The following is a 23210-nucleotide window of genomic DNA, read 5'->3' as shown; positions in this document are numbered from 1 at the left end:
AGCCGACGCGTTAGGTATCAGCCCCAAGCTGACATGCACCTGAAGAAGCTGGTCAGGCTCTTGGGCAGCTGCAATGCAAATAGTGGGAAGAGTCGATCTTGGACCTCTAGACCGTCTCGCGAATTAGATATAAAGATATCTTTATATCGAATGCGAGGGCGGAGTGGCTGAGTTGACGGAACTGGTGGGCGTGCTGAAAGCCGCGGGTGAGGGGACGCGGCTGCGGCTTCTGGCCCTGCTAGCCGATGGCGACCATTCGGTGAAGGATTTGACCGAGATCCTCAAGCAAAGCCAGCCGCGAGTTTCGCGCCACCTCAAGCTTTTGGCTGATGCCGGTTTGATCCAGCGCAATGCCGAAGGCGCCTGGGCCTATTACGGCCTGGCCGAGGATGGCGACGGCGCGGCGCTGGCGCAATGGCTGATCGAGCGCATCGATCATCGGGACGCGGATCGCCGCCGCGATATCGAGCGGCAGCAGGCCGTGCGTGCCAGCCAGCAGGCGCTGGCCACGGAATATTTCGCCAAGGTCGCCAGCAGCTGGGACCTGCTCAAGACCCTGCATGTGCCCGAGGAAGCGGTGGAGGCCGCTGTGGTCGAGGCGCTGGGTGGACGCAAGGTCGATACGCTGATCGATCTGGGAACCGGCACCGGGCGCATGCTGGAATTGCTGTCGGGCAGCTACAAGCGCGGCATCGGGCTTGATTCGAGCCGCGAAATGCTCGCCGTGGCGCGCTCTCGCCTCGCCAGCAGCGGCATTGCCCATGCGCAGGTTCGCTTGGGCGATATTGGCGATCCGGATGTCGTGGTCGGGCCTGCCGACGTCATCGTCATCCACCAGGTGCTGCATTATTTCGACGATCCCGGCCGAATGCTGGCGCAGGCCAGGCGCCTGCTCAAACCTGGTGGGGAAATGATCATCGTCGATTTCGCGCCCCATAATCTTGAATTCCTGCGCAGCGAGCACGCCCATCGGCGTCTTGGCTTGTCGCAGGGGCAAATGAGCGGCTGGGCCGCTGCCGCCGGCCTCGAAATTGCCGGAACGCGCGAATTCCCCAGCCAGGACAATGAAAATGGCCTGACGGTCTGCCTTTGGCGCCTCAGCGACAAGACTTGAACGGAAGCACAATGCTCGACGACAATTTGCGGGCCAGCCGCCAGACGGCCGACCAGCGGCCCGATCTCCAGATCTCCTTTGAGTTCTTCCCGCCCAAGACCGACGCGATGGAGGAAAAATTCTGGGACAGCGTGCACAAGCTTGCGCCGCTGAAACCCCGCTTCGTTTCGGTGACCTATGGCGCTGGCGGCTCTACCCGCGAGCGTACGCTGCGCATGGTCCGCTCGATCAAGGCCGACACCGGCGTTGATGCGGCAGCGCATTTGACCTGCGTCGGCGCTACGCGCGACGAGGTGGACGAAGTTGTGCGTGGCTATCAGGATGCGGGCATCGGCCGGATCGTGGCCCTCCGCGGCGATCCACCCGAAGGCGTGGGCCAGCCCTTCACGCCGCACCCGCAAGGTTATCAGAACGCCGCCGACCTCGTTGGTGGCATCCGCCGCATCGGCGATTTCGACATTTCCGTTGCCGCCTATCCTGAAAAGCATCCGCAAAGCCCGGACTGGGCAACCGAGATCGACAATCTCAAGCGCAAGCTCGATGCCGGCGCGAACCGGGCGATCACGCAGATGTTTTTCTCTAATGGGGATTACCTGCGTTACCTCGAACGCGCCCGCGCCGCCGGCATCACCGCGCCGATCGTGCCGGGTATTCAGCCGATCCACAGCTTCAAGCAGATTTCGAACTTTGCCGCGCGTTGCGGCACTTCGATCCCGGCTTGGCTCGCCGAACGCTTTGACGGGCTTGATGAAGAGCCCGAAACGCACGCGCTGGTCGCCTCGGCGGTAGCCGCCGAGCAGGTGACCGAATTGCTCGACGAGGGGGTCACCGAGTTCCACATCTATACGCATAATCGCTCGCCATTGGCGCTGGCGCTGGCTCGTATCCTGGGGCGCCGGCCGGCTGTCGCATAGCTTAGCGTTAACCTTGCATTCACCATGTTCTGGTGCCATGAGACTGCCGCTCGCCGGCGGGGCATGAACCCTGTTCAGGGTAGGTTCATGTCGGCGGCCGCATCAAGGCAAGGTCGGCGCCGTTCCATAAAACGGCCATGAAATCCGGCTTTGTCGCCGCCCGAGGGCGGAATAAATCGGGACGTAAGACCATGCAGATCGATCGCCGCATTACCAATGGCCTGGCTTGGGCCGGTGCTTTTCTCGTTGTTGGCGTACCTACAGCAGACCTGCTATCCGCCCAGTTTCTGGGCGACAGGGCTGCGCCAACTGCACAAATCGCCGTCGTCGAGGAGCGCCCTTCAGCCCCCACGCCAGCCCCCCAGGCCCAACGCCCGGAAGCCAAGCCGGTTGAAGTTGCCGCCGTCGCGCCAGCCAAGCCGGCTGCGCAGAATACAGACGTCGTCGAAAATTTCGTCCAGTCCGGCAGGAAATTGCCCAGCTATATCAGTGATGCACCGGCCGAAAAGCCGGTCGCTCCTGCTGCAAAACCCGCCGAAACTGCAACGGTCAAGCCAGAGGTAACGGCCCCCGCGAAACCAACGCAGACCGCCGTTGCCCCGGCGCCGGCACGCACCCCCATCATCACCGAGCCTGCGGCCGCGACCGATCCGGTCGAGACCGCATCGATCTCGCCCAAGGTTGCGCCCGTTCCCATGCCGCTCTCCATGCGGCCCGAGCCCGTCATCGTCGCAACTGCCAACCCGGTTGCGCCCTCAGTGGTGTTCCCTGCCAACGAGCCGGTCTTTGTGCCTCCGTCGGTGCAGCCCGCGCCGCAGGCCGAGATCACTGCGGAAGATCTCGAGGATTGGGAAACCGGTCCGCTCGCTGATTTCCTGGCGCGCCGGCAGGCGCCGCAGCAAGCTCAGATTGCACCGCGCTACAATGATGACGACGAGTTCTTCTTTGATCGCGATCGGGAGTTCCAGCAGCGCGACCGCCTCATCGGTCAGGAGCTGTTCTTCTACCCATAAGGCAAATTCGAAGGGCCGCCATGCGCCGGGCGCGGCTGGACCTCGGGGTATGGAGCGGCTATCGTTCCGCGCAAATCACCCAAAGACGAAACGTTCGTCACGATGAAAGGCGCCGCCATTTCATTGCCCTGTGCCCCCGAGAAGTCCGACATGTGGCAAAAACTGTCAGAATATGTCGGCTCGTTCAGCCAGCGCACCGGCATTGCGGGTTCGCTGGTCAATGCTCTCGATCCCGATAACTGGCTGCCGGGCGGCCGTGACGCCGCCTTCACGCTCGCGCTGATTGCCCTCGCTGCGAAGATGGCCGTCGCTGACGGCATGGTGACGGCATCGGAAGAACGGGCGTTTCGTGCCACCGTCGAGATTGCACATGGCCACGAAGAGCAGGTGGCGCGGGTGTTCAATCTCGCCAAGCAGGACGTGGCCGGTTACGATTCCTATGCTCGCAAAGTGCGTCGCTTTTTTTCCGACAGCCCCGAAACGCTGGAGCATGTGCTCGATGGCCTCTTCTATATCGCCACGGCCGACGGCCTGGTGCACGAGGGTGAGCTGGAATATCTGCGATCCGTCAGCGACATCTTTGGCTTTGATGAAGTGCGTTTCGAGCAGTTGGCGAGCCAGCATGTGCAACTCGAAGCAGGCATTGACCCTTATATGGTGCTGGGGCTTGCGCCCAATGCAACGCCCGAGGAAATCCGCCGCGTCTACCGGACTTTGGTCGCCGAGCATCACCCCGACCGGCTGATCGCCAAGGGTGTACCCGAGGATTTGATCGATGTTGCAACCGATCGCATGAAGTCGATCAACCTGGCCTATCAGTCGCTGACCAAGCCCAGGCAGACCCCACTCCTGCCAGCGAACGCTTGACGGGGCAGGGGCTATCTCACTACATCACGCCTGCCAGTTGACCGGGTGGCCGCTGGCAGTGGGGTAACCTGCTGCTGGAGGAAAGTCCGGGCTCCTTCGAAACACGGTGCCGGCTAACGGCCGGCGAGGGCGACCTCAGGGAAAGTGCCACAGAAAGCAAACCGCCCCGGCATGCCGGGGTAAGGGTGAAAGGGTGCGGTAAGAGCGCACCGCGGACCTGGCAACAGGGACGGCACGGTAAACCCCACCGGGAGCAAGACCAAATAGGGATGACGCGGGGCTTCGGCCCCAGCCTGTTTTGAGGCCAGATCATCCGGGTTGGTTGCACAAGGCGTCTGGCAACAGGCGTCGTAGATGAATGGTCACCACGCCGCGGCAACGCGGCCCTACAGAACCCGGCTTATAGGTCAACTGGCGTTTTCCTTCCTGTCTTGAGACCTCATGGTGAGCCTGTCGAACCACGAGGTCGGGCACACCGTGCCTGCCACGACCTCGTCCTTCGACAGGCTCAGGATGAGGTCTACTGTGCGAGCAGTTCACACCTCCTTTCGCGGGAATGACCTGGTGGGATGGGGACAGATATTGCCTCATGCACGATGTCATCCCGGCGTAGGCCGGGATCCATCCTGAGATGCTTGTTCCGTTCGGACCACCTTGCGGCTGTAGTCTGATCCCGAGATGGACCCCGGCCTGCGCCGGGGTGACACCGTGGGTGGGGTGGATCGGTACTTCCCCCCTATAGGAAACAGAATCTTAAACGTCCTCCGGCAATGTGCGGAGAAGTTTACGAACCGGCATTCTGGCCGGCGATGGAGTAGTCGCCTTAATGGGCAAGCGTTCTCTGCCCGATAGCAGCCCTCAAGGCGGTCCCCATGTACCGGTCCTGCTGGACGAGGTGCTGGCGGCGTTTTCCCCGCTCGATGGCAAGCGCATTGTTGACGGCACCTTTGGCGCTGGCGGCTATTCGCGCGCCCTGCTGCAAGCTGGGGCCAGCGTGATTGCAATCGACCGTGACCCCAGCGTCAAGCCGTTCGCCGATGCGCTGAGCGCAGAGTTTCCCGATCGCCTCACCTTCGTGCCCGGCACCTTCTCCGAGCTCGATAGCCTCGCCGCCGAGCATGGTCCCATCGATGGGGTCGTGCTCGATATCGGCGTTTCCTCCATGCAGCTGGACCAGCCCGAGCGCGGCTTTTCCTTCATGCGCGAGGGCCCGCTCGACATGCGCATGAGCGGGGAGGGCGAAAGCGCCGCGGACCTCGTCAACGGGCTCGAAACCGAGGCCCTGGCGAACCTGCTCTATGCCTTCGGCGAAGAACGCAAGTCGCGTCGCATCGCCCAGTTCATCGTCGCGGCCCGCGAAACAGCTGAGATCCAGACCACGACCGAGCTTGCCCGAATCATCGAGAAAGCCATCGGCCGCAAGCCCGGCGACGCCCATCCTGCGACCCGCTCGTTCCAGGCGCTGCGCATTGCCGTCAATGCCGAGTTCGATCAATTGGTCGAGGCGCTGTTTGCGGCCGAGCGGCTGTTGGCGGAAGGTGGGCGGCTTGCCGTCGTGACCTTCCATTCGCTGGAAGACCGCATCGTCAAACGCTTCTTCGACCCCGACAAGGGTGGCCCCGCCCAATCCCGTCATTTGCCGCAGGTGCAAACCGAGGCGCGGCGCTGGGTCGAGATTGCCAAGGCGGCCAAGCCGGGTGAAGCCGAGCTGAGCCGCAATCCGCGCGCTCGTTCGGCGATTCTGCGCGCCGGCCTCCGTTCGGATGCTGCAGCGCGTCCGGTGCGGTTCGATGGCCTTGGCGTGCCACGTGTGCGGGGTAGCGAATGATCCGCAATCTCAACATCTTCCTGCTTTTTTCCAGCGTGCTGATGCTGTCGGGCGTCTATGCGCTCAAGTTCGCCATCGAGAATACTGCCAGCGAACGCACGGCACTGATCGCGCTGATCGATAGCCAGGAGGGCGATCTATCGCTGCTCAAGGCTGACGAGGCGGTGCTCAACCAGCCGGGCCATATCGACCCCATCGTCAAGCGCCACCAATTGGCGTTGGCGATCGAGCCGGTCAAACAGGAGCAGTTCGGCTCGTTCACCGCCATTCCCATGCGCCCGGCCAAGCCCAACAGCGCTGCCATGGATTCCCTGTTCCTGTCGCTGGAAGCCGGCATCGATCCGATCGACGCCATCCTCGAACTCGAAGGCATTGAATGATGAGCGTCACCGCCGACGACCTTGGATCGACAATCGCGCTCGACGGCGGGCGCAAGGTTCGCGGCAATCTCACCCAGGCGCGCATCCGCTGGATGGTGCTGGCACTGGTGCTGGGGTTCGGGCTTGTCGGCGGGCGGCTGGTCCAACTCGGCATGGTGGTGCCCGATACCACTATCGAAGGGCAGGCCCGCGATGCCATTACTGCCACGCGCCCGCCCATCCTGGACCGCAACGGCCTCGAAATGGCCGTTGATATCCGCGTGCCTTCGCTCTATGCCGAGCCGCGCCGCATCATCGATGTCGAAGAAGCCGTGCGCAAGATCAGGACGGTTCTGCCCGATCTCAGCGAACCCTGGCTGCGTGACCGGCTGACCGGCGACAAGGGCTTCGTCTGGGTGCAGCGCGAACTCTCGCCCGCCATCGAGGACCGCATCATGCGCCTGGGCATTCCGGGCGTCGAGTTCCTCACCGAGTCCAAGCGCTTCTACCCCGGCATGAGCGAAGCCAGCCATATCCTGGGTTCGACCAATGTCGACAACCAGGGCATTGCCGGCATCGAGCGGCACATGGATGGCGAAAACGTTGCGCTGCTGCAGGAGTTGGGGCTTGCGCGCGGCAACGCCCTGGCGCCAGTTGAACTCTCGGTCGACATGCGCGTGCAGCACGTGATGCACGAGCAACTCGTCGATGCGATGTCGCGCTACCAGGCAATCGCGGCGGCTGGCGTGATGGTGGACATCCACACTGGTGAAGTCATCGCGCTGGCGTCGCTGCCCGATTTCGACCCGAACCAGCCGGCCACCGCACTGGTCAAAGACAGTTTCAACCGCATCACGGCAGGCATTTTCGAGCCGGGATCGATCTTCAAGACCGTCACCCTGGCGGGTGCGCTCAGCAGTGGCGCGGTGACGATCACCGACCAGTTCGACGCGCGATTCGGCATTCGCTTCGGCCGCTTCACCATTGACGACTTCCACGGCAAGCACCGCATCCTGAGCCTGCCCGAAGTCTACAAATACTCGTCCAATATCGGCACCATCCGCGTCATGCAGGCCATGGGCAAGGAGGCATTTCGCCAGTTCCTGACCAGCATGGGGTTTGACGCGCGCGTGCCGTTCGAATTGCCGGAAATGCGCCTGCCGACAGTGCCCAAGGAACTCTCGGAAGTCGGCGCCGCCACGGCATCCTTCGGCCATGGCCTCTCGGTGTCGCCGCTCCACATGGTCGCGGCCTATGCGGCTTTCGTCAACGGCGGCAACTACGTCCCACCGACGCTTTACCGGCGCGACCAGGCGGAAGCGGAGCAGTTCTATCGCCGTGTTATAACCGAAAGGGCCAGTGCCCAGATCCGCTACCTCATGCGGCTCAATGCGCTGGAAGGCTCCGGCTCGCAGATGAACAAGGCGGCGCTGGGCTATCGCATCGGCGGCAAGACCGGCACCGCCGAAAAGGTGGTCGATGGCCGCTACTCCGCGAGCAAGGTCACCAATTTCTTCGGCTCCGCGTTCCCGCTCGATAACCCGCGCTATGCCATGGTCATCATGGTCGACGAGCCAAAGCGGGAAAACCCGCAATCGGGCACGACTGCGGGCTGGAACGCCGGTGCGGTCACGGGCCGCATTGTGCAGCGCGTTGCGCCAATGCTCGGAATTGCGCCCGATTTCTCCCCTCTCATCGATGAACAACTGGTTCCGCCGGAACTTCGCTGAAATCCAGAAGGATCGCCTGCCGTGTCCCTTAGCGTCACACAACTGCTCGAAGGCTCCGGCGCTCGCCCCAAGAAGGGGTTGGGTGCCGTATTCGGGCTGAATTCGGACAGCCGCCGGATCGAGCCCGGCGATATCTTTTTCGCCCTGCCGGGTAACAATGTGCACGGCAACCAGTTCGTACCGGACGCCGTGCGTCGGGGCGCGCTTGCCATCATCACCGATATCGCGCCGGTGGGCGATCCTGGCGTGCCGGTGATCGTGGTCAAGGATGTGCGGGCGGCCTATGCCCGGGCAGCGTCGCGCATTTTCGAGCCGCAGCCGGAGATCACCGTCGCGGTCACCGGCACCAACGGCAAGACGTCGGTTGCCTCCTTCGTCCGCCAGATCTGGGACTATTGCGGCATTCCTGGCGCCAGCGTGGGCACCCTTGGCGTGGAAACGGCGCACCGCCTGATCGAGGGCAGCCTGACAACGCCGGATTCGCGCACCCTGCATCAGTCGATGCGCGCGCTCAAGGCGCAGGGCATCAACCATGTGGCGCTCGAAGCGTCGAGCCATGGGCTGGACCAGCGACGCCTTGATGGCATGCATTTCGAGGCCGTGGCGTTCACCAATCTCAGCCGTGATCACCTCGACTACCACAAGGACATGGACGAATACCGCAATGCCAAGCTGCGGCTGTTCACCGATCTGCTGGTCGATAGCGGCCCGGCCGTGGTCAATGTCGACGACCCCGAGCATGAGCCCTTCATGTTCGCCGCGCTGAGCGCCAGCGCCACATTGCTCACGGTGGGTCGGGAGGGGGCCTATATCGAGGTTCTCTCGATCGAGCCGGAAGGCTATGGTCAGCGCGTCGAGGTGCGGCATGTGGGTGAAAAACTGAGCTTCCACCTGCCGCTGACGGGCGAGTTCCAGGTCAGCAACGCCTTGATCGCGGCAGCATTGGCCATGTCCACCGGCGTCGACAAGGCACAGGCTTTTCCTGCCCTGTCCGAGCTCAAGGGTGCCAAGGGGCGGCTGGAGCTGGTCGCCGAGCACAATGGCGCGGCCATTTTCGTCGACTATTCCCACAAGCCGGTGGCGCTTGAATCCGCGCTTGCCTCGCTGCGGCCCTATGCAAAGGGAAAACTGCGCGTCGTCTTCGGCGCGGGCGGCGACCGCGATAAAGGAAAGCGGCCGATGATGGGTGAAGTCGCCCAGCGCATGGCCGATGACGTCATCGTTACGGATGACAATCCGCGCACGGAAAATGCCCAGACCATTCGCGCCGAAATCCTCGCCGCAGCACAAGGCGCCAAGGAAGTCGGGGACCGCAGGGCGGCGATCACCGAAGCAGTCAAATCGCTGCAGCCCGGCGACGTCCTGCTGGTCGCCGGCAAAGGCCACGAAGATTACCAGATCGTGGGAACCACCAAACACCATTTCTCCGACCATGAGGTCGTGGCCGAAGCGATCAAGGGGTAGGGACTATTCCACTTACGGCGTCTTTCCCATTTACCGCTACGCCATTCCAGGCACTCACGGCGTCATTCCCGCGAACGCGGGAATCTCACTTTTGGGGTGCGGTGAATGGAGATTTGCAGGAGACCTCATGGTGAGCTTGTCGAACCACGGGGTCGAGCGAGTGGAGGCTTGGTGCCACGACCTCGTCCTTCGACAAGCTCAGGATGAGGTCTGCTGTGTAAAGCCATTCTGTGCGACACGCCCAAGCGGAAACCGCTCATGACCACATCGCTCTACACCGTCGCCGAAATCCTCGCCGCCACTGGTGGCCATGCTCCCGACCTCGATCCCGTCACGCCCATCGACTCCATCTCCATCGACTCGCGCGAACTGGGCCCCAACGCCCTGTTCGTCGCCATTAGGGGCGACCGCTTCGACGGTCATGACTTCGTCGATACCGCGCTCGCCAACGGTGCTACGGCGGCCTTGGTCAGCCGGGGCGAAGGCCCGGGGCGGGTCGTGGTTCCCGATGCACTTGAAGGAATGCGCGACATCGCACAGGCGGCTCGCGCGCGTAGCCGTGCGGCGATAGTCGGTGTCACCGGCAGCGTGGGCAAGACCACGACCAAGGAAGCGATCCGCATCGTGTTGGAAGCTGCCGGCTCCACGCACGCCTCGATCAAGAGTTTCAACAATCATTGGGGCGTGCCGCTGATGCTCGCCCGCCTCCCTGAGGGCGCCCAGTTCGGTGTCTTCGAAATGGGCATGAGCGCGGCCGATGAAATTCGGCCGCTGAGCCAGCTGGTGCGTCCGCATATTGCGGTGATTACCACCGTGGCCGCCGCCCATCTGGAAGCTTTTGACTCCATCGACGGCATTGCCCGTGCCAAGGCCGAGATTTTTGCGGGTCTGGAACCGGGCGGAACGGTTGTGCTGAACGCGGACCACCCGCACATCGGCATCCTGCTCGAGGAAGCGCATGCCGCCGGTGTCCAGAACATCGTCACCTATGGCGAAGCCTGTGGTGTGGATTGGCAGATCCTCAAGATCGAGACGGCGGCCGACAAAAGCTTTGCCACCATCGAACACGATGGTGTGCAGTACGAACTGGTGCTGCCGGTCCCCGGCCGTCACATGGTGGCAAATGCCACCGCCGCTCTCGCGGTCGCGCATATTGCCGGTGTCGAGCCGGAAGTGGCGCTTCGTGCGCTGGCGAGTTTTGGGGCACAGGCAGGGCGCGGACAACGCAGCCTTTTGGGCCCCAGGGAAAAACCGCTCCTGTTGATCGATGAAAGCTATAACGCCAACACCGCCTCCATGGACGCAGCGCTGGAAGTGTTCGCGGCCCAAGCCGCGCCCGAGGGACGCAAGGTCGTGATCCTGGGCGATATGCTGGAACTTGGCGCGCAGAGCGATGCGCTCCATGCCAGCCTCAAACCTGCGGTACTGGCCTCCGGCGCCGAACGCATCTATCTCGTGGGTTCGGGCATGGGTGCGCTTGCAGCAGCCTTGGGCCCCGACCGTGTGGCGGCGCACACACAGACTTCAGCCGAGATGGCAGAGATCGTGCTGAACGATCTTGCCTATGGCGACGCAGTTATGGTCAAAGGGTCCAACGGCGTGGGGCTGACGAAAATCGTGGATCAAATCCGCCAAAGATTCACCGGCCACTGATCCCAGCCAGCGAGGACGCTCCCCTTCATGCTCTACTTTCTCGGCCAGCTCGGCGAAGCGTTCGCGGCCTTCAACGTCTTCCGCTACATCACCTTCCGCACTGCTGGAGCGGTGATAACGGCGTTGTTTTTCGTCTTCATGTTCGGTCCCGGCATGATCGCGCTGCTGCGCCTCAAGCAGGGCAGGGGCCAGCCGATCCGCGAGGACGGGCCCGCCACCCATTTGCTGACCAAAAAGGGAACGCCCACCATGGGCGGGTTGATGATCCTTTCGGGGGCGGTGGTTTCGACATTGCTCTGGGCCAATCTCAGCAATGGCTATGTCTGGGTCGTGCTATTTGTCACCCTTGGCTTCGGGGCGATCGGCTTTTACGACGACTATCTCAAGGTCAAACGCATGAGCCATGCCGGCTTCGGCAGCAAGCAACGCCTGCTGCTTGAAGCGCTGATCGGCTGCATCGCGGCCTTCGCCATTTCCCAGCTTGCGTCCGGCGCCTACGGCACTTCGCTGCTGTTCCCCTTCGTCAAAGATCTGGCGCTGAATCTGGGTTATTTCTACATCCTGTTCGGCGGCTTCGTCGTGATGGCCGCCGGCAATTCGGTGAATCTCACCGATGGTCTCGATGGCCTGGCGATCGTGCCGGTAATGGTCGCGGCAGCCTGCTTTGCGCTCATCGCCTATCTGGTGGGTAGCCAGAATTTCTCCGACTACCTGCTGCTCAATCATGTTCCCGGCACTGCCGAACTGGCGGTCGTCTGCGGTGCATTGATCGGAGCAGGCCTCGGCTTCCTCTGGTTCAACGCGCCACCAGCGCAGATTTTCATGGGCGACACCGGTTCGCTCGCCTTGGGCGGCGCTCTGGGCTCCATCGCCGTCGCCACCAAGCACGAAATCGTGTTGGCCATCATCGGCGGCCTCTTCGTGCTCGAAACCGTCTCGGTGATCGTCCAGGTCGCCTCCTTCCGCCTCACCGGCAAGCGCGTGTTCCGCATGGCCCCGATCCACCACCATTTCGAGCATTTGGGCTGGACGGAATCCCAAGTCGTGATCCGTTTCTGGATCATCAGCTTCGTGCTAGCGCTGGTGGGATTGAGCAGTCTCAAGCTGCGGTAAGGGTAGCCTTTCACCGTGTCATCCGCTCCGCCACCACGTCATTCCCGCGAAAGCGGGAATCTCACTTCTCCGGGCAAAGTGAGATCCCCGCGTTCGCGGGGATGACGCCGTGGTGGAGAAGTCCTATCGGAGAAGCACGGACTAACCCCCCACAATCTGCTCATACAGATCAGCCCAGCCGGGGTTCATCGTGGCCACTAATTCGTCCTTCCACGCTCGACGCCATTTCTTGATGCGCTTTTCGCGAGTGATGGCCGACTCGGCTGTTTCGTGGTGTTCGTACCAGACAAGATCGTGGGCTCTGTAGTCCTTGGTGAACCCGTCGACCAACTCATTCCGATGGACGTGGATGCGGGCGATTATGTCGCTGGTAACGCCCGTGTAGAGGACGTTTCGGTTCGTGTTGGCGACCATATAGACGTAGAACTGCTTCCCCATTCGACGGCCTCCCATCTGCTTTCTCTCGAATTAATCACAACGTCATTCCCGCGAAAGCGGGAATCTCACTTTGGTGCAGTGGGATCCCCGCTTTCGCGGGGATGACGTGGAGAGCGGGGACGACGTGGAGAATGGAGGAAGTCACTTGAGGCATCGCATCGCTTTCCCTCCACCGACTCGCAAAACGCGAATGCGGTTGGGAAATCGGTAACCATCGGACTGCTACAATTGGATGTAGTTTGTATCGAAGTGGAGGCCGGTCCGCCCGGCGCTCAGCATGATGTTTTCCCGCGCCGAAAAAACCCCGATAGCCGAGTGGTGGTGGTCGATCGACCGGGAGTTGTTAGGGGCGCTGATCCTGTTGATGACTTGTGGCATGGTGCTCAGCTTTGCTGCCAGCCCTCCGGTAGCCGAGCGCATTGGGCTGTCCCAATGGTTCTTCGTCGTTCGCCACGCCATGTTCTGCGTGGTGGCCCTGCCGGTGATGATCATCGCGTCCTTCCTTAATCACCGGCAGGCGCGCGTCGCAGCTCTGGTCACACTGGTGGTCAGCCTCGTGCTGCTGTGGGCGACGCTCCGGTTTGGTACCGAGGTCAAGGGTGCGCGCCGCTGGATCTCGTTTGCCGGACAGTCGGTCCAGCCTTCAGAATTCGTCAAGCCGGCGTTTGCCGTGCTGGGTGCGTGGCTGTTTGCGGAGTCGATGATCCACAAGAACGTGCCGGGCAGGTTGCTGGCGAGCGCTATCATGGTGGCTATCGTGGCCGGCCTGTTGCTGCAGCCCGATATAGGGCAGACGGCGCTGGTCACTGGAACCTGGGCGGTGCTGCTGTTCATCAGCGGCATTTCCTGGTTCATCATCTTTGGCCTGGCGGCGGCGGGCGGCGGGCTGATCTTTGGCGCCTATCTGCTGTTCCCCCACGTGTCGCGCCGTATCGATACGTTTCTCAATCCCGAAGGTGGTGGCAACACCTACCAGATCGACCGCGCGCTGCAGTCATTGCACGAAGGCGGCTGGTTCGGCCGCGGTCCCGGCGAATCCATCGCCAAGAAGCTCATCCCCGACGCGCACGCCGACTACGTGTTTTCCGCAGCCGCGGGCGAATACGGCATCCTGTTCTGCATGGTGCTGGTCGCGTTGATCGCGTTCATTGTGCTACGCGCTATGATGGGGGCGCAGCGCCAGACCAGCCTCTTTGCGCGCCTTGCCGCGTCGACTTTAGCGATCCAGTTCGCTATGCAGTGCGGCATCAACCTGGCGGTTAACCTCAATCTCATACCGCCCAAAGGCATGACGCTGCCCTTCGTTTCCTATGGCGGTACCTCGATGATCGCCATCGCCTTTGGCATGGGGCTGATGCTCGCCTTCACCCGCACCAAGCCCGAGGAGCGCATGGCCACCGGTATTCCAAGCTACAGAAGCGCCGTCGCGCCATTGGTCCCCGCCGAATGAGCAAGTTCATCCTGATGGCGGGCGGCACGGGAGGGCATCTCTTCCCGGCCATGGCGCTGGCGCAGGAATTGCTGCGTCGGGGGCACGTGGTCGAACTGATGACCGACCATCGCGTCGAGAGTTATGGCGCCGACTTTCCGGCCAGCGCTATCCACATCGTGCCCTCTGCCACGCCATCGGGCAAGAACCCGCTCCACATGGCAGGGGCAGGGGTCAAGATTCTACGCGGCATTGCCGTCGCATTCGGCAAGCTTCGCGCCAGCAAGCCCGACTGCGTGATCGGCTTCGGTGGCTATCCGACATTCCCGCCATTCCTCGCCGCAAACCTGCTGCGCATTCCCGGCATCCTGCATGAGCAGAACGCCGTGATGGGCCGCGCCAACCGCGCGCTTGGCCGCTTCGCCAGCGTCCTGGCCTTGAGCTTCGGCAAGACCAGGTTCGCCGACGGTTTCAGCATCGAAAAAGTCGTCACCGGCAATCCGGTGCGCGACCGGGTCCGCACCGTTGCCGACACACCCTATCCCGCCCTCGAGGAAAACGGCGAAATCCGCCTCGTGATCTTCGGTGGCAGCCAGGGCGCCAAGGCGCTGTCGGATATCGTGCCGGGTGCCATCGCCACGCTGCCCGATGCGCTGCGTCAGCGCCTCAACATCGTGCAGCAATGCCGCGCCGAGGACATCGACCGTGTGGCCGAAGTCTACGCCAGTGCCGGCATCTCCGCAGAACTCGCCGCCTTCTTCTCCGACCTGCCCGAGCGCATCGCCCAAAGCCATCTGGTGATCGGCCGGTCCGGCGCCTCCACCATTGCCGAGCTGACCGTCCTCGGCCGCCCCGCGATCCTCGTGCCGCTGCCGGGCTCGCTCGATGCCGACCAGAAGAACAACGCCCTCATCGTCGAGGCCGCCGGCGCCGGTTGGGTCGCCGAGCAGGCCACGCTGTCGCCGCAATCGCTAGGCACTCGCCTCACGACCCTGTTAACCGAGCCTGCAACCCTGACCCACGCTGCCGCCGCCGCCCGTACCCTTGGCCAGCCGCGCGCCGTCGAGAAGCTGGCCGACCTTGCCGAGAGACTATCCGGCAAGCCCAAATCCCAGATGGAACAACACTCATGAAAATGCCGCGCAATATCGGGCCAGTCCACTTCATCGGGATTGGCGGCATCGGCATGAGCGGTATCGCCGAGATCCTTCACAACCAGGGCTACACGGTCCAGGGCTCGGACGCTTCGCTCAACCCCAATGTGCAGCGCCTGCGCGACATGGGCATCAAGGTCGAGATCGGGCAGAGCGGAGACAATCTGGGCACGGCCGAAGTGGTGGTGGTCTCCTCGGCCATCAAGAAGGACAATCCCGAACTCGTGGCCGCCCGTGCCAAGGCGCTGCCCATCGTGCGCCGCGCCGAAATGCTCGCCGAAATCATGCGCTTCAAGACCGCCATCGCCATCGGCGGCACGCATGGCAAGACCACTACGACCACGCTGGTCGCGACCCTGCTCGACGCCGGTAGTCTGGACCCCACCGTCATCAATGGCGGCATCATCAATGCCTATGGCACCAATGCCCGGCTGGGCGGCGGCGAATGGATGGTGGTCGAGGCCGACGAAAGTGACGGCACGTTCATCAAGCTGCCGGCCGACGTTGCCATCGTCACCAATATCGATCCGGAACACCTGGACCACTACGGCGACTTCGAGGGCGTCAAGAAGGCCTTCCACCAGTTCGTGGAAAACGTGCCCTTCTACGGCTTTGCCGTGATGTGCCTCGATCACCCCGAGGTGCAGGCGCTGGTGGGCGAGATCAAGGATCGCCGCGTCATCACCTATGGCCGCAATCCGCAGGCCGATGTGCGACTGGTCGATCTGGAAAACCACGACGGCGTGCAGCACTTCTCGGTCGAAATCCGCGACCGCATCCGCCTCACCCAGTTGCGGATCGACGGGCTCGAACTGCCCATGCCCGGCGTCCACAACGCACTCAATGCCACCGCCGCCATCGCCGTGGCCGACCAGCTCCGCATTCCGGCCGACGCGATCCGCAAGGGCCTTAAGGGTTTTACGGGCGTCAAGCGCCGCTTCACCAAGACCGGCACGGTTGGCGGCATCACGATCATCGATGACTATGGCCACCATCCGGTTGAGATCGCCGCCGTGTTGCAGGCTGCCCGCCAATCCACCAGGCGCGACGTCATCGCCGTGGTGCAGCCACACCGTTATTCCCGCCTCAAGGATCTGTTCGACGACTTTTCCGCCTGTTTCAACGACGCGGATACCGTCATCGTCGCGCCCGTCTATGCGGCCGGTGAGCAACCCATTCCCGGCGTGACCCACGAGGAACTGGTCAACCGCATCCGCGCCCGCGGTCATCGCGACGCCCGCGTCATCGACCGCCCCGAAGCGCTGGCACCGCTGCTCGCCAGCCGCGCCGAAGATGGCGACTATGTCGTCTGCCTTGGCGCCGGCAATATAACCCAATGGGCCGCCGCCCTGCCGGCCGAACTCGGCGCGCTGATCGGCGAGGATCCGCAATGAGCTACCCCGATCTCATTCCGCAGTTCCAGCCCTGGATTGCGAATGTCCGTGGTCGGTTGATCCCCAACCAGCCCCTGAGCGAAGTCACCTGGTTTCGCGTCGGCGGCCCGGCGCAGCTGTTTTTTACGCCTGCCGATGAGGATGATCTCGCCTATTTCCTCAAGCATCTGCCTGCCGACATCCGCACAACGGTGATCGGGCTTGGTTCGAACCTGCTGATCCGCGATGGCGGCATTGATGGTGTGGTCATCAGGCTATCCGGCCGGGCCTTCGGCCAGATCGAAGTTCTCCCCGACCACAAGATTCGCGTCGGCACCTCGCTGCCGGACGTCAAGGTCGCCACGGCGGCTGCCGAAGCCGGCATCGATGGCCTGACCTTCTATCGGGGCATTCCCGGCGGCATCGGTGGCGCGCTTTACATGAATGCGGGCTGCTATGGCACCGAGACGCGCGACCGCATGGTGACCCTGCGCGCCGTGACGCGCCAGGGCGAGATCATCACTCTCACCAATGCCGACATGGGCTACCTCTATCGCAAGAGCAACGGTCCCAGCGGCGCTGTGTTCACTTCGGCCGTCTACCAGGGCTTTGCCGGTGAGCCCGACGACATTCTCGACCGCATGCGCGAAATCACCGAGAAACGTGAGAGTTCGCAGCCTACAAAGGCCAAGACCGGCGGCTCCACCTTCAAGAACCCCGAAGGTCACTCCAGCTGGAAGCTGATCGACGCCGCCGGGGGCAGGGGCCTCAAGGTCGGCGGCTCGCAGATGAGCGAGTTGCACGCTAATTTCCTGCTCAATGTCGACAATGCCAGCGCCCACGATATCGAAACGCTCGGGGAAACCGTGCGCAACAAGGTCCGCGCCAATTCCGGCATCGAACTCAAATGGGAAATCCGCCGCATGGGCCACTTCCTGCCCGGCCAGGAAGTCCGCGAATTCCTCGATGGCGATGTGTTTACGGGGGCAGTGTAACAGCGGTGTTTACCACGGCCCGTTCCAAAAATACGGACGCTTCCCTCGGGCTTGACCCGAGGGCCACTCTCCACCCGGCACAAGCGGCGAATGGCCCTCGGATCAAGTCTGAGGGCAGCGCTGATGGCAGGCACGGATTTAAGAAAACGCACACAGATCGGACCTCCCCATGACCAAGCACGTCGCCGTTCTCATGGGGGGCTGGTCCAATGAACGCCCTGTGTCGCTCATGTCCGGCGCTGGCTGCGCCGCAGCCCTCCGCCGCGCCGGCTATCAGGTCACCGAAGTCGATGTGGACCGCAACGTTGCCAACACGCTGGTCGAGCTCAAGCCAGACGTGGCGTTCAACGCGCTGCATGGCCCGTTCGGCGAAAGCGGCATGATCCAGGGCGTACTGGAACTGCTGCAGATCCCCTATACCCATTCGGGCGTGATGGCGTCGGCGCTGGCCATGAACAAGCATCAGGCCAAGATCGTGATGAAGGCTGCGGGCGTGCCGGTGACTGACCACGTCATCGTGCAGCGCGCGGAAGCCGCCAAGTCGCACGTCATCGCCACGCCCTATGTCATCAAGCCCATCGCCGATGGATCGAGCTTTGGCGTCCATATCGTTCGGGCCGGGGCCAACCAGCCGCCGCAGGACATTCTGAGCGAGGATTGGAATGGGGGCGAGGAAGTGATGGTCGAGCGCTATATCCCAGGGCGCGAGCTGACCTGCGCCGTGATGGGCAATGTGGCGCTGGGCGTCACCGAAATCGTCACTGATCTCGAGTTTTATACCTACGAGGCCAAATACGCTAAAGGCGGATCGGTCCACGTTATTCCTGCGCAGCTGAAACCGAAAATTTACGACAAAGTGCAAAAGTTGAGCCTGGCCGCCCATGCGGCCCTCGGCTGCCGGGGCGTGACGCGGTGTGACTTCCGCTACAACGACGCGGCCGGCGAGGATGGCGAACTGGTGTGCCTCGAGATCAATACCCAGCCGGGTATGACCGAGACGTCGCTGGTGCCCGAGCAGGCGGCGCATGCTGGCCACTCATACGAAGATCTTGTCTCCTGGATGGTGGAGGACGCGAGTTGCAACAGGTAAAAAGCGAGGCCTTTCTCGCTGGTGCGCGGATCGTGGATCCCCGCGCATTGCCTGTTCCTGTCCGCTCTCCACGCCGCAGGATTGCAAACAATATCGGCCGGGCCTGGGTGCTGCACCGCCAGGTCATGGTCCGCAGCATGACTGCGGTGGCGCTGCTTGCGGTGGGTCTTGGTATCTATCAGGTGCGCGAGCCCATCATGTTCGGCGCCATGGCGCTGGGCGAAATGGCTCAGGGCCGCTTCGCCGCTGCCGGTCTGGCGATCGGCGAAATTTCCATCACCGGACAGACGCTGACCAGCGAGCAGGCGATTTTTGACGCGCTGGGCGTCGAGCCGCATACCTCGACCGTCGGCTTCGATGTCGAGGCCGCCCGCCAGCGCATCGCCGAGCTTGCTGCCATCGACACCGTCAACGTGCGCAAGACCTATCCGGGCGACCTCATCGTTGAAGTCACCGAGAAAATCCCCGTTGCTCGCTGGCGGGTTGATGGCATTACCTTCGTGGTCGATGGCTCGGGCGAGCAGATCGGGGAGGACAAGGGCGCCTATGGCGATCTGCCCCTCGTGGTGGGCGACGGCGCCAACAACGATGCGCTGGTGATGATCCGTGCGCTCGACCAATACCCCGGCCTCAAGGAAGGCCTTGTGGCGCTGTCGCGCATCGCCGACCGCCGCTGGGACATGATCTACGAGACCGGCCTGCGCGTGCAATTGCCCGAACTCGGCGTGGCGCGTGCCTTGCGCAATCTCGTCATGTATCAGGACGATTACCAACTGCTCGATCGCGACATCAACCTGATTGATCTGCGTGTCGCGAGCCTGGTTGCCGTGCGTCCCAACAAGACTGAGGAACAATTGGCCGAGGACGAGAAGAAGCGCAAGGAGGCCCTGGCCGAACGCGCTCGTTCACCCAATCCCTTCCCGATGCCGCCGCGCACCCTGCCTTCACAAAACCTTCCCCAACCGGCCGCTCCACAATGATCACCGACGCCATGACCTCCCGGCTTCGTCCCGTCCAACCCGGCAAGACTACACTCGTCGCCGTGCTCGACATCGGCTCGACGAAAATCTGCTGCGTCATCGCCCGGTTGACGCCGCGCCCCGAGGGCAAGGCCCTGCGCGGCCGCAGCCATCAGGCCGAGGTCATCGGCTTTGGCTATGGCCCATCTTCCGGGGTAAAAAGCGGCGTCGTCACCGATATTGAAAAGGCCGAGCACACCATCCGCTCCGTGGTCGGCATGGCCGAACGGGCTGCTGGCCTCACGCTTGAATCCGTGCTCGTCAATGTCACCGCCGGCCGCCTTGGCTCCGAGACATTTTCGGCTGCCGTATCGTTGGACGGCCAGGAAGTCGAAAAGGGCGACATTCACCGGGTGCTCCGCGCAGTCAACGAGCGCTCGGTGCGCCCTGAACGCTCCATCATCCACGCGATGCCGATTGGTTACTCGATCGACGGCCAGAAGGGCATTCGCGACCCCAAGGGAATGGTCGGCGATAAGCTGGGCGTCGACGTTGCCGTCGTCAGCTCGGAAACGCTGGCCATGCGCAATCTGGAGCTGGTGCTGCACCGCTGCCACCTGCAAATCGAAGCGCTGGTCGCCACGCCCTACGCATCGGGACTCGCCACGCTGGTCGATGACGAGGCCCAACTGGGCGTCGCCTGCATCGACTTCGGCGGCGCCACGACGACCGTTTCGGTCTTTAATGACGGCCATCTGGTTTATGCCGATGCCATCGCCATCGGCGGCCATCACCTGACCCTCGATATCGCCCGCCAGCTTTCGGTCAGCATCGCCGATGCCGAACGCCTCAAGACGTTCTATGGCTCCGTGCTGCCGGGCCAGGCTGACGAACGCGACCTGATCCCGATCCAGCCCGTCGGCTCCATGCACGACGAAGCGCCGGGGCAGGTGGCCCGCTCCGTGCTAACCCGCATCATGCGCCCGCGCATCGAGGAAATCCTCACCGCCATCCGCGACCGCATGCAAGCCACCGGCATGATGGATGTATGCGGCCGCCGCTTCGTGCTGACCGGCGGCGCCAGCGAAATGACCGGCCTGCCCGAAGTCGCCCGCCGGACCCTCGCCCGCAACGTCCGCAACGGCCGCCCCATGGGCATTGCCGGCCTGCCCGAAATGGCCAAGGGCGCCGCCTTCGCCACCGTCGCCGGCATGCTGATCTACCCCCAGGTCTGCTCCCGCGAATACGCGGAACCCCGCGGCAGCCGCAAACTCACCGGCACCGACGGCTACTTCGCCCGCGTCGGCAACTGGCTCCGCACGAGTTTCTGAGGGGAGGCCTCCAAGGACCCACTACCCTCCCGCGTAGGCCTTTTCCAGATCCGCCACGATGAGCTTGCGCATCTTCATCATGGACTGCATGGCGCGGTCGGCTCCGGCCTTATCGGCCCCGAGAACGGTTTCGTAGATCTGCTTGGGCGTCACCTGCCAGGACAGGCCGAACTTGTCCTTGCACCAGCCGCACATGCTCTCCTCGCCACCGCCGGCAATTAATTTTTCCCAGAAGTAATCCACCTCGGCCTGATCCTGGCAGTCGATCATGAAACTGACGGATTCGTTGAACTTGAACTGCGGACCGCCATTCAGCAGCATGAATTTGTGGCCCTCGAGTTCGATCACGGCGGTGAACGCCGGCTTGTCCGGCGCCTGGCGCACCACCTGGTGCACCTTCGCATTCCTGAAGGTGGTCGTATAGAAATCAATCGCTTCGTCGATGCGGTCGTCGAACCACAGGCATGGCATGATCTTGGTCATCTGGTTTCTCCACGGCTCTTTGTGAGCTTGCGGGAGGACGACGAACGAGGAACGCGGGTTTCGACACCCACGTGGTTAACGGGAAACGAATTGGTTTCCGGTCTTTGTCGCAAAATGCGTTCACGTTAACACCGGTGAGACAATTGTTAGGAGCCGGTTAACGTTTGCGGGGGTAAATATTTACCAACAACGCCACCACGAGGCCACTCATGACCATCAACCTCACCATCCCGGACATCCAGGAACTGAAGCCCCGCATTACCGTGTTCGGTGTTGGCGGTGGCGGCGGCAACGCCGTCAACAACATGATCGAATCGGGGCTCGATGGCGTGGACTTCGTCGTCGCCAATACTGACGCACAGGCTCTTGCCCTGTCCAAGGCGCAGCGGATCATCCAGCTCGGTGTCGGCGTCACCGAAGGCCTTGGCGCAGGCTCGCACCCCGAGGTTGGTCGCGCCGCTGCCGAGGAAAGCTGGGACGAGATCAACGATCACCTCTCTGGCTCGCATATGGTGTTCATCACCTGTGGCATGGGTGGCGGCACCGGTACTGGCGCTGCGCCCGTTGTTGCCCGCGCTGCCCGCGAGCAGGGTATCCTGACCGTCGGCGTTGTTACCAAGCCATTCAATTTCGAGGGCAATCGCCGCACACGCCTTGCCGATGACGGCATTGATGAGTTGCACCGCCATGTCGATACGCTGATCGTCATTCCCAACCAGAACCTGTTCCGCGTTGCCAACGAGAAGACCACATTCGCCGACGCTTTCGCGATGGCTGACCAGGTGCTGTTCTCCGGTGTTGCCTGCATCACCGATCTGATGGTCAAGGAAGGCCTCATCAACCTCGACTTCGCCGACGTGCGCGCGGTAATGCGCGGCATGGGCAAGGCGATGATGGGTACCGGCGAAGCATCGGGCGAAGACCGTGCGCGCCACGCCGCCGAAGCCGCCATTGCCAATCCGCTGCTGGACGATGTGTCGATGCAGGGCGCGCGCGGCCTCCTCATCTCCATCACCGGTGGTCCGGACCTGACCCTTTACGAAGTCGACGAAGCGGCCAGCCGCATCCGCGAAGAAGTCGATCCCGATTGCAACATCATCCTGGGCGCCACCTACGATCCGGGCCTCACCGGCACGATCCGCGTGTCCGTGGTTGCTACCGGTACCGATGCTGCCATGGTGCAGGCCCTCGAGCCCGCCAAGCCGCATGCGTCGCGCACCCCGCTGGAAGTTCGCCGCCATGTGCCGGTCGAGCCGACCCGCGTTGCCATGGAGCGTGCCGCAGATCGCCAGCCTGAGCCGGCTCCTGTCGTCAGCCAGCAGATCGAGCACCAGGTCGAGCAGGCTGTTGCGGACGCCTTCAGCTTCGAGGCGCCCGAGCCCAGCTACGGCCATCAGGAAGACGACGGCGTTTTCGTCGAGCCCTACATCCCGGCCGCCCCGGTCTCCCAGGAGATCGAAGAGCCGACCATGATGCACGATGAGTCGCCGATTCCGAGCGTCTACGTGCCGTCAAACGCCGCTCGCCCCGAAGGTCAGCGCCGCATGCCGCGCACCGAGGAGCTCCCAGTTGTTGCGCGCCGGACACAGGAAGTGCAGGAACGTCAGGACTCCGAGCCGCGCAATGCTCGTGCCCTGTTCAAGCGCCTGGCCTCCAATGTCGGCCTGAACCTGGGTCAGCCCGCTCCCGCCGGCAAGGAAGAAGCGGTCTATTCACCGGCCGATGACAATGCTGCCCGCAGCGCGATTGAGGCAGGCGGCGCAAGGACTTCGCGGGTTCCACCGGCAACGCAGGGTGCCCGTGGCAATCTTGATGCCCAGGGTCGCCTGCCCGCCGTGGCCCCCAGCAAGGATAGCCTTGAGATCCCCGCCTTCCTGCGCAAGCACGGGTAGGAGCCGGGCCT

General features: G+C 63.0%; 20 protein-coding genes and 1 other RNA gene. 19 read left to right on the top strand and 2 right to left on the bottom strand.

The features are described from left to right. Positions 1–163: 163 nt before the first annotated feature. The 11 genes from C8264_RS11735 (at position 164) to mraY (ending at position 12055) form a co-directional block, all read left to right on the top strand. Complete coding sequence (locus tag C8264_RS11735; protein ID WP_108461169.1) at positions 164–1114, top strand: ArsR/SmtB family transcription factor; 951 nt, start codon at positions 164–166, stop codon at positions 1112–1114. Between the two features lie 11 nt (positions 1115–1125). Continuing rightward, positions 1126–2028 (top strand): methylenetetrahydrofolate reductase [NAD(P)H], encoded by a 903-nt coding sequence (metF, locus tag C8264_RS11730; RefSeq protein ID WP_108461168.1) that lies wholly within the window; start codon positions 1126–1128, stop codon positions 2026–2028. A 191-nt stretch (positions 2029–2219) separates the two neighbouring features. Beyond that, complete coding sequence (locus tag C8264_RS11725; protein WP_108461167.1) at positions 2220–3041, top strand: hypothetical protein; 822 nt, start codon at positions 2220–2222, stop codon at positions 3039–3041. A gap of 150 nt (positions 3042–3191) precedes the next feature. Then, positions 3192–3908: a molecular chaperone DjiA gene (locus C8264_RS11720; RefSeq protein WP_108461266.1), complete on the top strand. Its 717-nt coding sequence runs from the start codon at positions 3192–3194 to the stop codon at positions 3906–3908. Positions 3909–3941: 33 nt separating this feature from the next. Continuing rightward, positions 3942–4327, top strand: an RNA gene (rnpB, locus tag C8264_RS11715) — RNase P RNA component class A. Positions 4328–4734: 407 nt separating this feature from the next. Next, entirely contained in the window at positions 4735–5736 is a 1002-nt protein-coding gene (rsmH, locus tag C8264_RS11710) for a 16S rRNA (cytosine(1402)-N(4))-methyltransferase RsmH (RefSeq protein WP_108461166.1), read from the top strand. Then, entirely contained in the window at positions 5733–6116 is a 384-nt protein-coding gene (gene ftsL / locus C8264_RS11705) for a cell division protein FtsL (RefSeq protein WP_108461165.1), read from the top strand. Before rsmH ends, ftsL begins: the two co-directional genes overlap by 4 nt. After that, entirely contained in the window at positions 6113–7825 is a 1713-nt protein-coding gene (locus C8264_RS11700; protein WP_108461164.1) for a peptidoglycan D,D-transpeptidase FtsI family protein, read from the top strand. Before ftsL ends, C8264_RS11700 begins: the two co-directional genes overlap by 4 nt. A 21-nt stretch (positions 7826–7846) precedes the next feature. Then, positions 7847–9289: a UDP-N-acetylmuramoyl-L-alanyl-D-glutamate--2,6-diaminopimelate ligase gene (locus C8264_RS11695; RefSeq protein WP_245893114.1), complete on the top strand. Its 1443-nt coding sequence runs from the start codon at positions 7847–7849 to the stop codon at positions 9287–9289. A gap of 258 nt (positions 9290–9547) precedes the next feature. Beyond that, positions 9548–10942: a UDP-N-acetylmuramoyl-tripeptide--D-alanyl-D-alanine ligase gene (locus C8264_RS11690; RefSeq protein WP_108461163.1), complete on the top strand. Its 1395-nt coding sequence runs from the start codon at positions 9548–9550 to the stop codon at positions 10940–10942. Positions 10943–10969: 27 nt separating this feature from the next. Further along, positions 10970–12055, top strand: coding sequence for a phospho-N-acetylmuramoyl-pentapeptide-transferase (gene mraY, locus C8264_RS11685; protein ID WP_108461162.1), 1086 nt, complete (start codon positions 10970–10972; stop codon positions 12053–12055). 141 nt (positions 12056–12196) lie between these two features. Here mraY and C8264_RS11680 read toward each other — a convergent pair whose 3' ends face one another. After that, positions 12197–12493: a GIY-YIG nuclease family protein gene (locus C8264_RS11680; RefSeq protein ID WP_108461161.1), complete on the bottom strand. Its 297-nt coding sequence runs from the start codon at positions 12491–12493 to the stop codon at positions 12197–12199. A gap of 280 nt (positions 12494–12773) precedes the next feature. On the opposite strand from C8264_RS11680, the gene C8264_RS11675 reads away from it, so the two are divergent. The 7 genes from C8264_RS11675 to ftsA all read left to right on the top strand — a co-directional run bounded on the left by C8264_RS11675 (position 12774) and on the right by ftsA (position 20824). Then, a complete protein-coding gene (locus tag C8264_RS11675; protein WP_108461264.1) occupies positions 12774–13943 on the top strand; it encodes an FtsW/RodA/SpoVE family cell cycle protein in 1170 nt (389 codons plus the stop codon). After that, positions 13940–15055 carry an undecaprenyldiphospho-muramoylpentapeptide beta-N-acetylglucosaminyltransferase gene (murG, locus tag C8264_RS11670; protein WP_108461160.1) on the top strand — a complete coding sequence of 372 codons (1116 nt, stop codon included), beginning with the start codon at positions 13940–13942 and terminating at the stop codon, positions 15053–15055. The genes C8264_RS11675 and murG overlap by 4 nt, the downstream gene beginning before the upstream one ends. Continuing rightward, positions 15052–16470, top strand: coding sequence for a UDP-N-acetylmuramate--L-alanine ligase (murC, locus tag C8264_RS11665; protein WP_108461159.1), 1419 nt, complete (start codon positions 15052–15054; stop codon positions 16468–16470). Before murG ends, murC begins: the two co-directional genes overlap by 4 nt. After that, positions 16467–17444: a UDP-N-acetylmuramate dehydrogenase gene (murB, locus tag C8264_RS11660; protein ID WP_108461158.1), complete on the top strand. Its 978-nt coding sequence runs from the start codon at positions 16467–16469 to the stop codon at positions 17442–17444. Before murC ends, murB begins: the two co-directional genes overlap by 4 nt. Before the next feature lie 169 nt (positions 17445–17613). Next, positions 17614–18534, top strand: a complete 921-nt coding sequence (locus tag C8264_RS11655) for a D-alanine--D-alanine ligase (protein WP_108461157.1) — start codon at positions 17614–17616, stop codon at positions 18532–18534. After that, positions 18522–19514 carry a cell division protein FtsQ/DivIB gene (locus tag C8264_RS11650; RefSeq protein WP_108461156.1) on the top strand — a complete coding sequence of 331 codons (993 nt, stop codon included), beginning with the start codon at positions 18522–18524 and terminating at the stop codon, positions 19512–19514. The genes C8264_RS11655 and C8264_RS11650 overlap by 13 nt, the downstream gene beginning before the upstream one ends. Continuing rightward, positions 19511–20824, top strand: coding sequence for a cell division protein FtsA (gene ftsA / locus C8264_RS11645; RefSeq protein ID WP_108461155.1), 1314 nt, complete (start codon positions 19511–19513; stop codon positions 20822–20824). Before C8264_RS11650 ends, ftsA begins: the two co-directional genes overlap by 4 nt. Before the next feature lie 21 nt (positions 20825–20845). On the opposite strand, the gene C8264_RS11640 is transcribed toward ftsA, so the two are convergent. Further along, a complete protein-coding gene (locus tag C8264_RS11640) occupies positions 20846–21307 on the bottom strand; it encodes a VOC family protein (RefSeq protein ID WP_108461154.1) in 462 nt (153 codons plus the stop codon). A gap of 209 nt (positions 21308–21516) precedes the next feature. On the opposite strand from C8264_RS11640, the gene ftsZ reads away from it, so the two are divergent. Then, positions 21517–23199, top strand: coding sequence for a cell division protein FtsZ (ftsZ, locus tag C8264_RS11635; protein ID WP_108461153.1), 1683 nt, complete (start codon positions 21517–21519; stop codon positions 23197–23199). The last annotated feature ends 11 nt before the right edge of the window (positions 23200–23210 follow it).

The sequence above is a fragment of the Devosia naphthalenivorans genome, from assembly GCF_003056355.1.
GTDB classification, from domain to species: domain Bacteria; phylum Pseudomonadota; class Alphaproteobacteria; order Rhizobiales; family Devosiaceae; genus Devosia; species Devosia naphthalenivorans.
This window is presented reverse-complemented; position numbering and strand designations above follow the sequence as displayed.

Excerpts from the sequence above, each read along its gene's own strand:
- metF (WP_108461168.1), top strand. The coding sequence starts at position 1,126 with ATGCTCGACGACAATTTGCGGGCCAGCCGCCAGACGGCCGACCAGCGG.
- C8264_RS11725 (WP_108461167.1), top strand. The coding sequence starts at position 2,220 with ATGCAGATCGATCGCCGCATTACCAATGGCCTGGCTTGGGCCGGTGCT.
- C8264_RS11720 (WP_108461266.1), top strand. The coding sequence starts at position 3,192 with ATGTGGCAAAAACTGTCAGAATATGTCGGCTCGTTCAGCCAGCGCACC.
- rsmH (WP_108461166.1), top strand. The coding sequence starts at position 4,735 with ATGGGCAAGCGTTCTCTGCCCGATAGCAGCCCTCAAGGCGGTCCCCAT.
- ftsL (WP_108461165.1), top strand. The coding sequence starts at position 5,733 with ATGATCCGCAATCTCAACATCTTCCTGCTTTTTTCCAGCGTGCTGATG.
- C8264_RS11700 (WP_108461164.1), top strand. The coding sequence starts at position 6,113 with ATGATGAGCGTCACCGCCGACGACCTTGGATCGACAATCGCGCTCGAC.
- C8264_RS11690 (WP_108461163.1), top strand. The coding sequence starts at position 9,548 with ATGACCACATCGCTCTACACCGTCGCCGAAATCCTCGCCGCCACTGGT.
- mraY (WP_108461162.1), top strand. The coding sequence starts at position 10,970 with ATGCTCTACTTTCTCGGCCAGCTCGGCGAAGCGTTCGCGGCCTTCAAC.
- C8264_RS11680 (WP_108461161.1), bottom strand. The coding sequence starts at position 12,493 with ATGGGGAAGCAGTTCTACGTCTATATGGTCGCCAACACGAACCGAAAC.
- C8264_RS11675 (WP_108461264.1), top strand. The coding sequence starts at position 12,774 with ATGTTTTCCCGCGCCGAAAAAACCCCGATAGCCGAGTGGTGGTGGTCG.
- murG (WP_108461160.1), top strand. The coding sequence starts at position 13,940 with ATGAGCAAGTTCATCCTGATGGCGGGCGGCACGGGAGGGCATCTCTTC.
- murC (WP_108461159.1), top strand. The coding sequence starts at position 15,052 with ATGAAAATGCCGCGCAATATCGGGCCAGTCCACTTCATCGGGATTGGC.
- murB (WP_108461158.1), top strand. The coding sequence starts at position 16,467 with ATGAGCTACCCCGATCTCATTCCGCAGTTCCAGCCCTGGATTGCGAAT.
- C8264_RS11655 (WP_108461157.1), top strand. The coding sequence starts at position 17,614 with ATGACCAAGCACGTCGCCGTTCTCATGGGGGGCTGGTCCAATGAACGC.
- ftsA (WP_108461155.1), top strand. The coding sequence starts at position 19,511 with ATGATCACCGACGCCATGACCTCCCGGCTTCGTCCCGTCCAACCCGGC.
- C8264_RS11640 (WP_108461154.1), bottom strand. The coding sequence starts at position 21,307 with ATGACCAAGATCATGCCATGCCTGTGGTTCGACGACCGCATCGACGAA.
- ftsZ (WP_108461153.1), top strand. The coding sequence starts at position 21,517 with ATGACCATCAACCTCACCATCCCGGACATCCAGGAACTGAAGCCCCGC.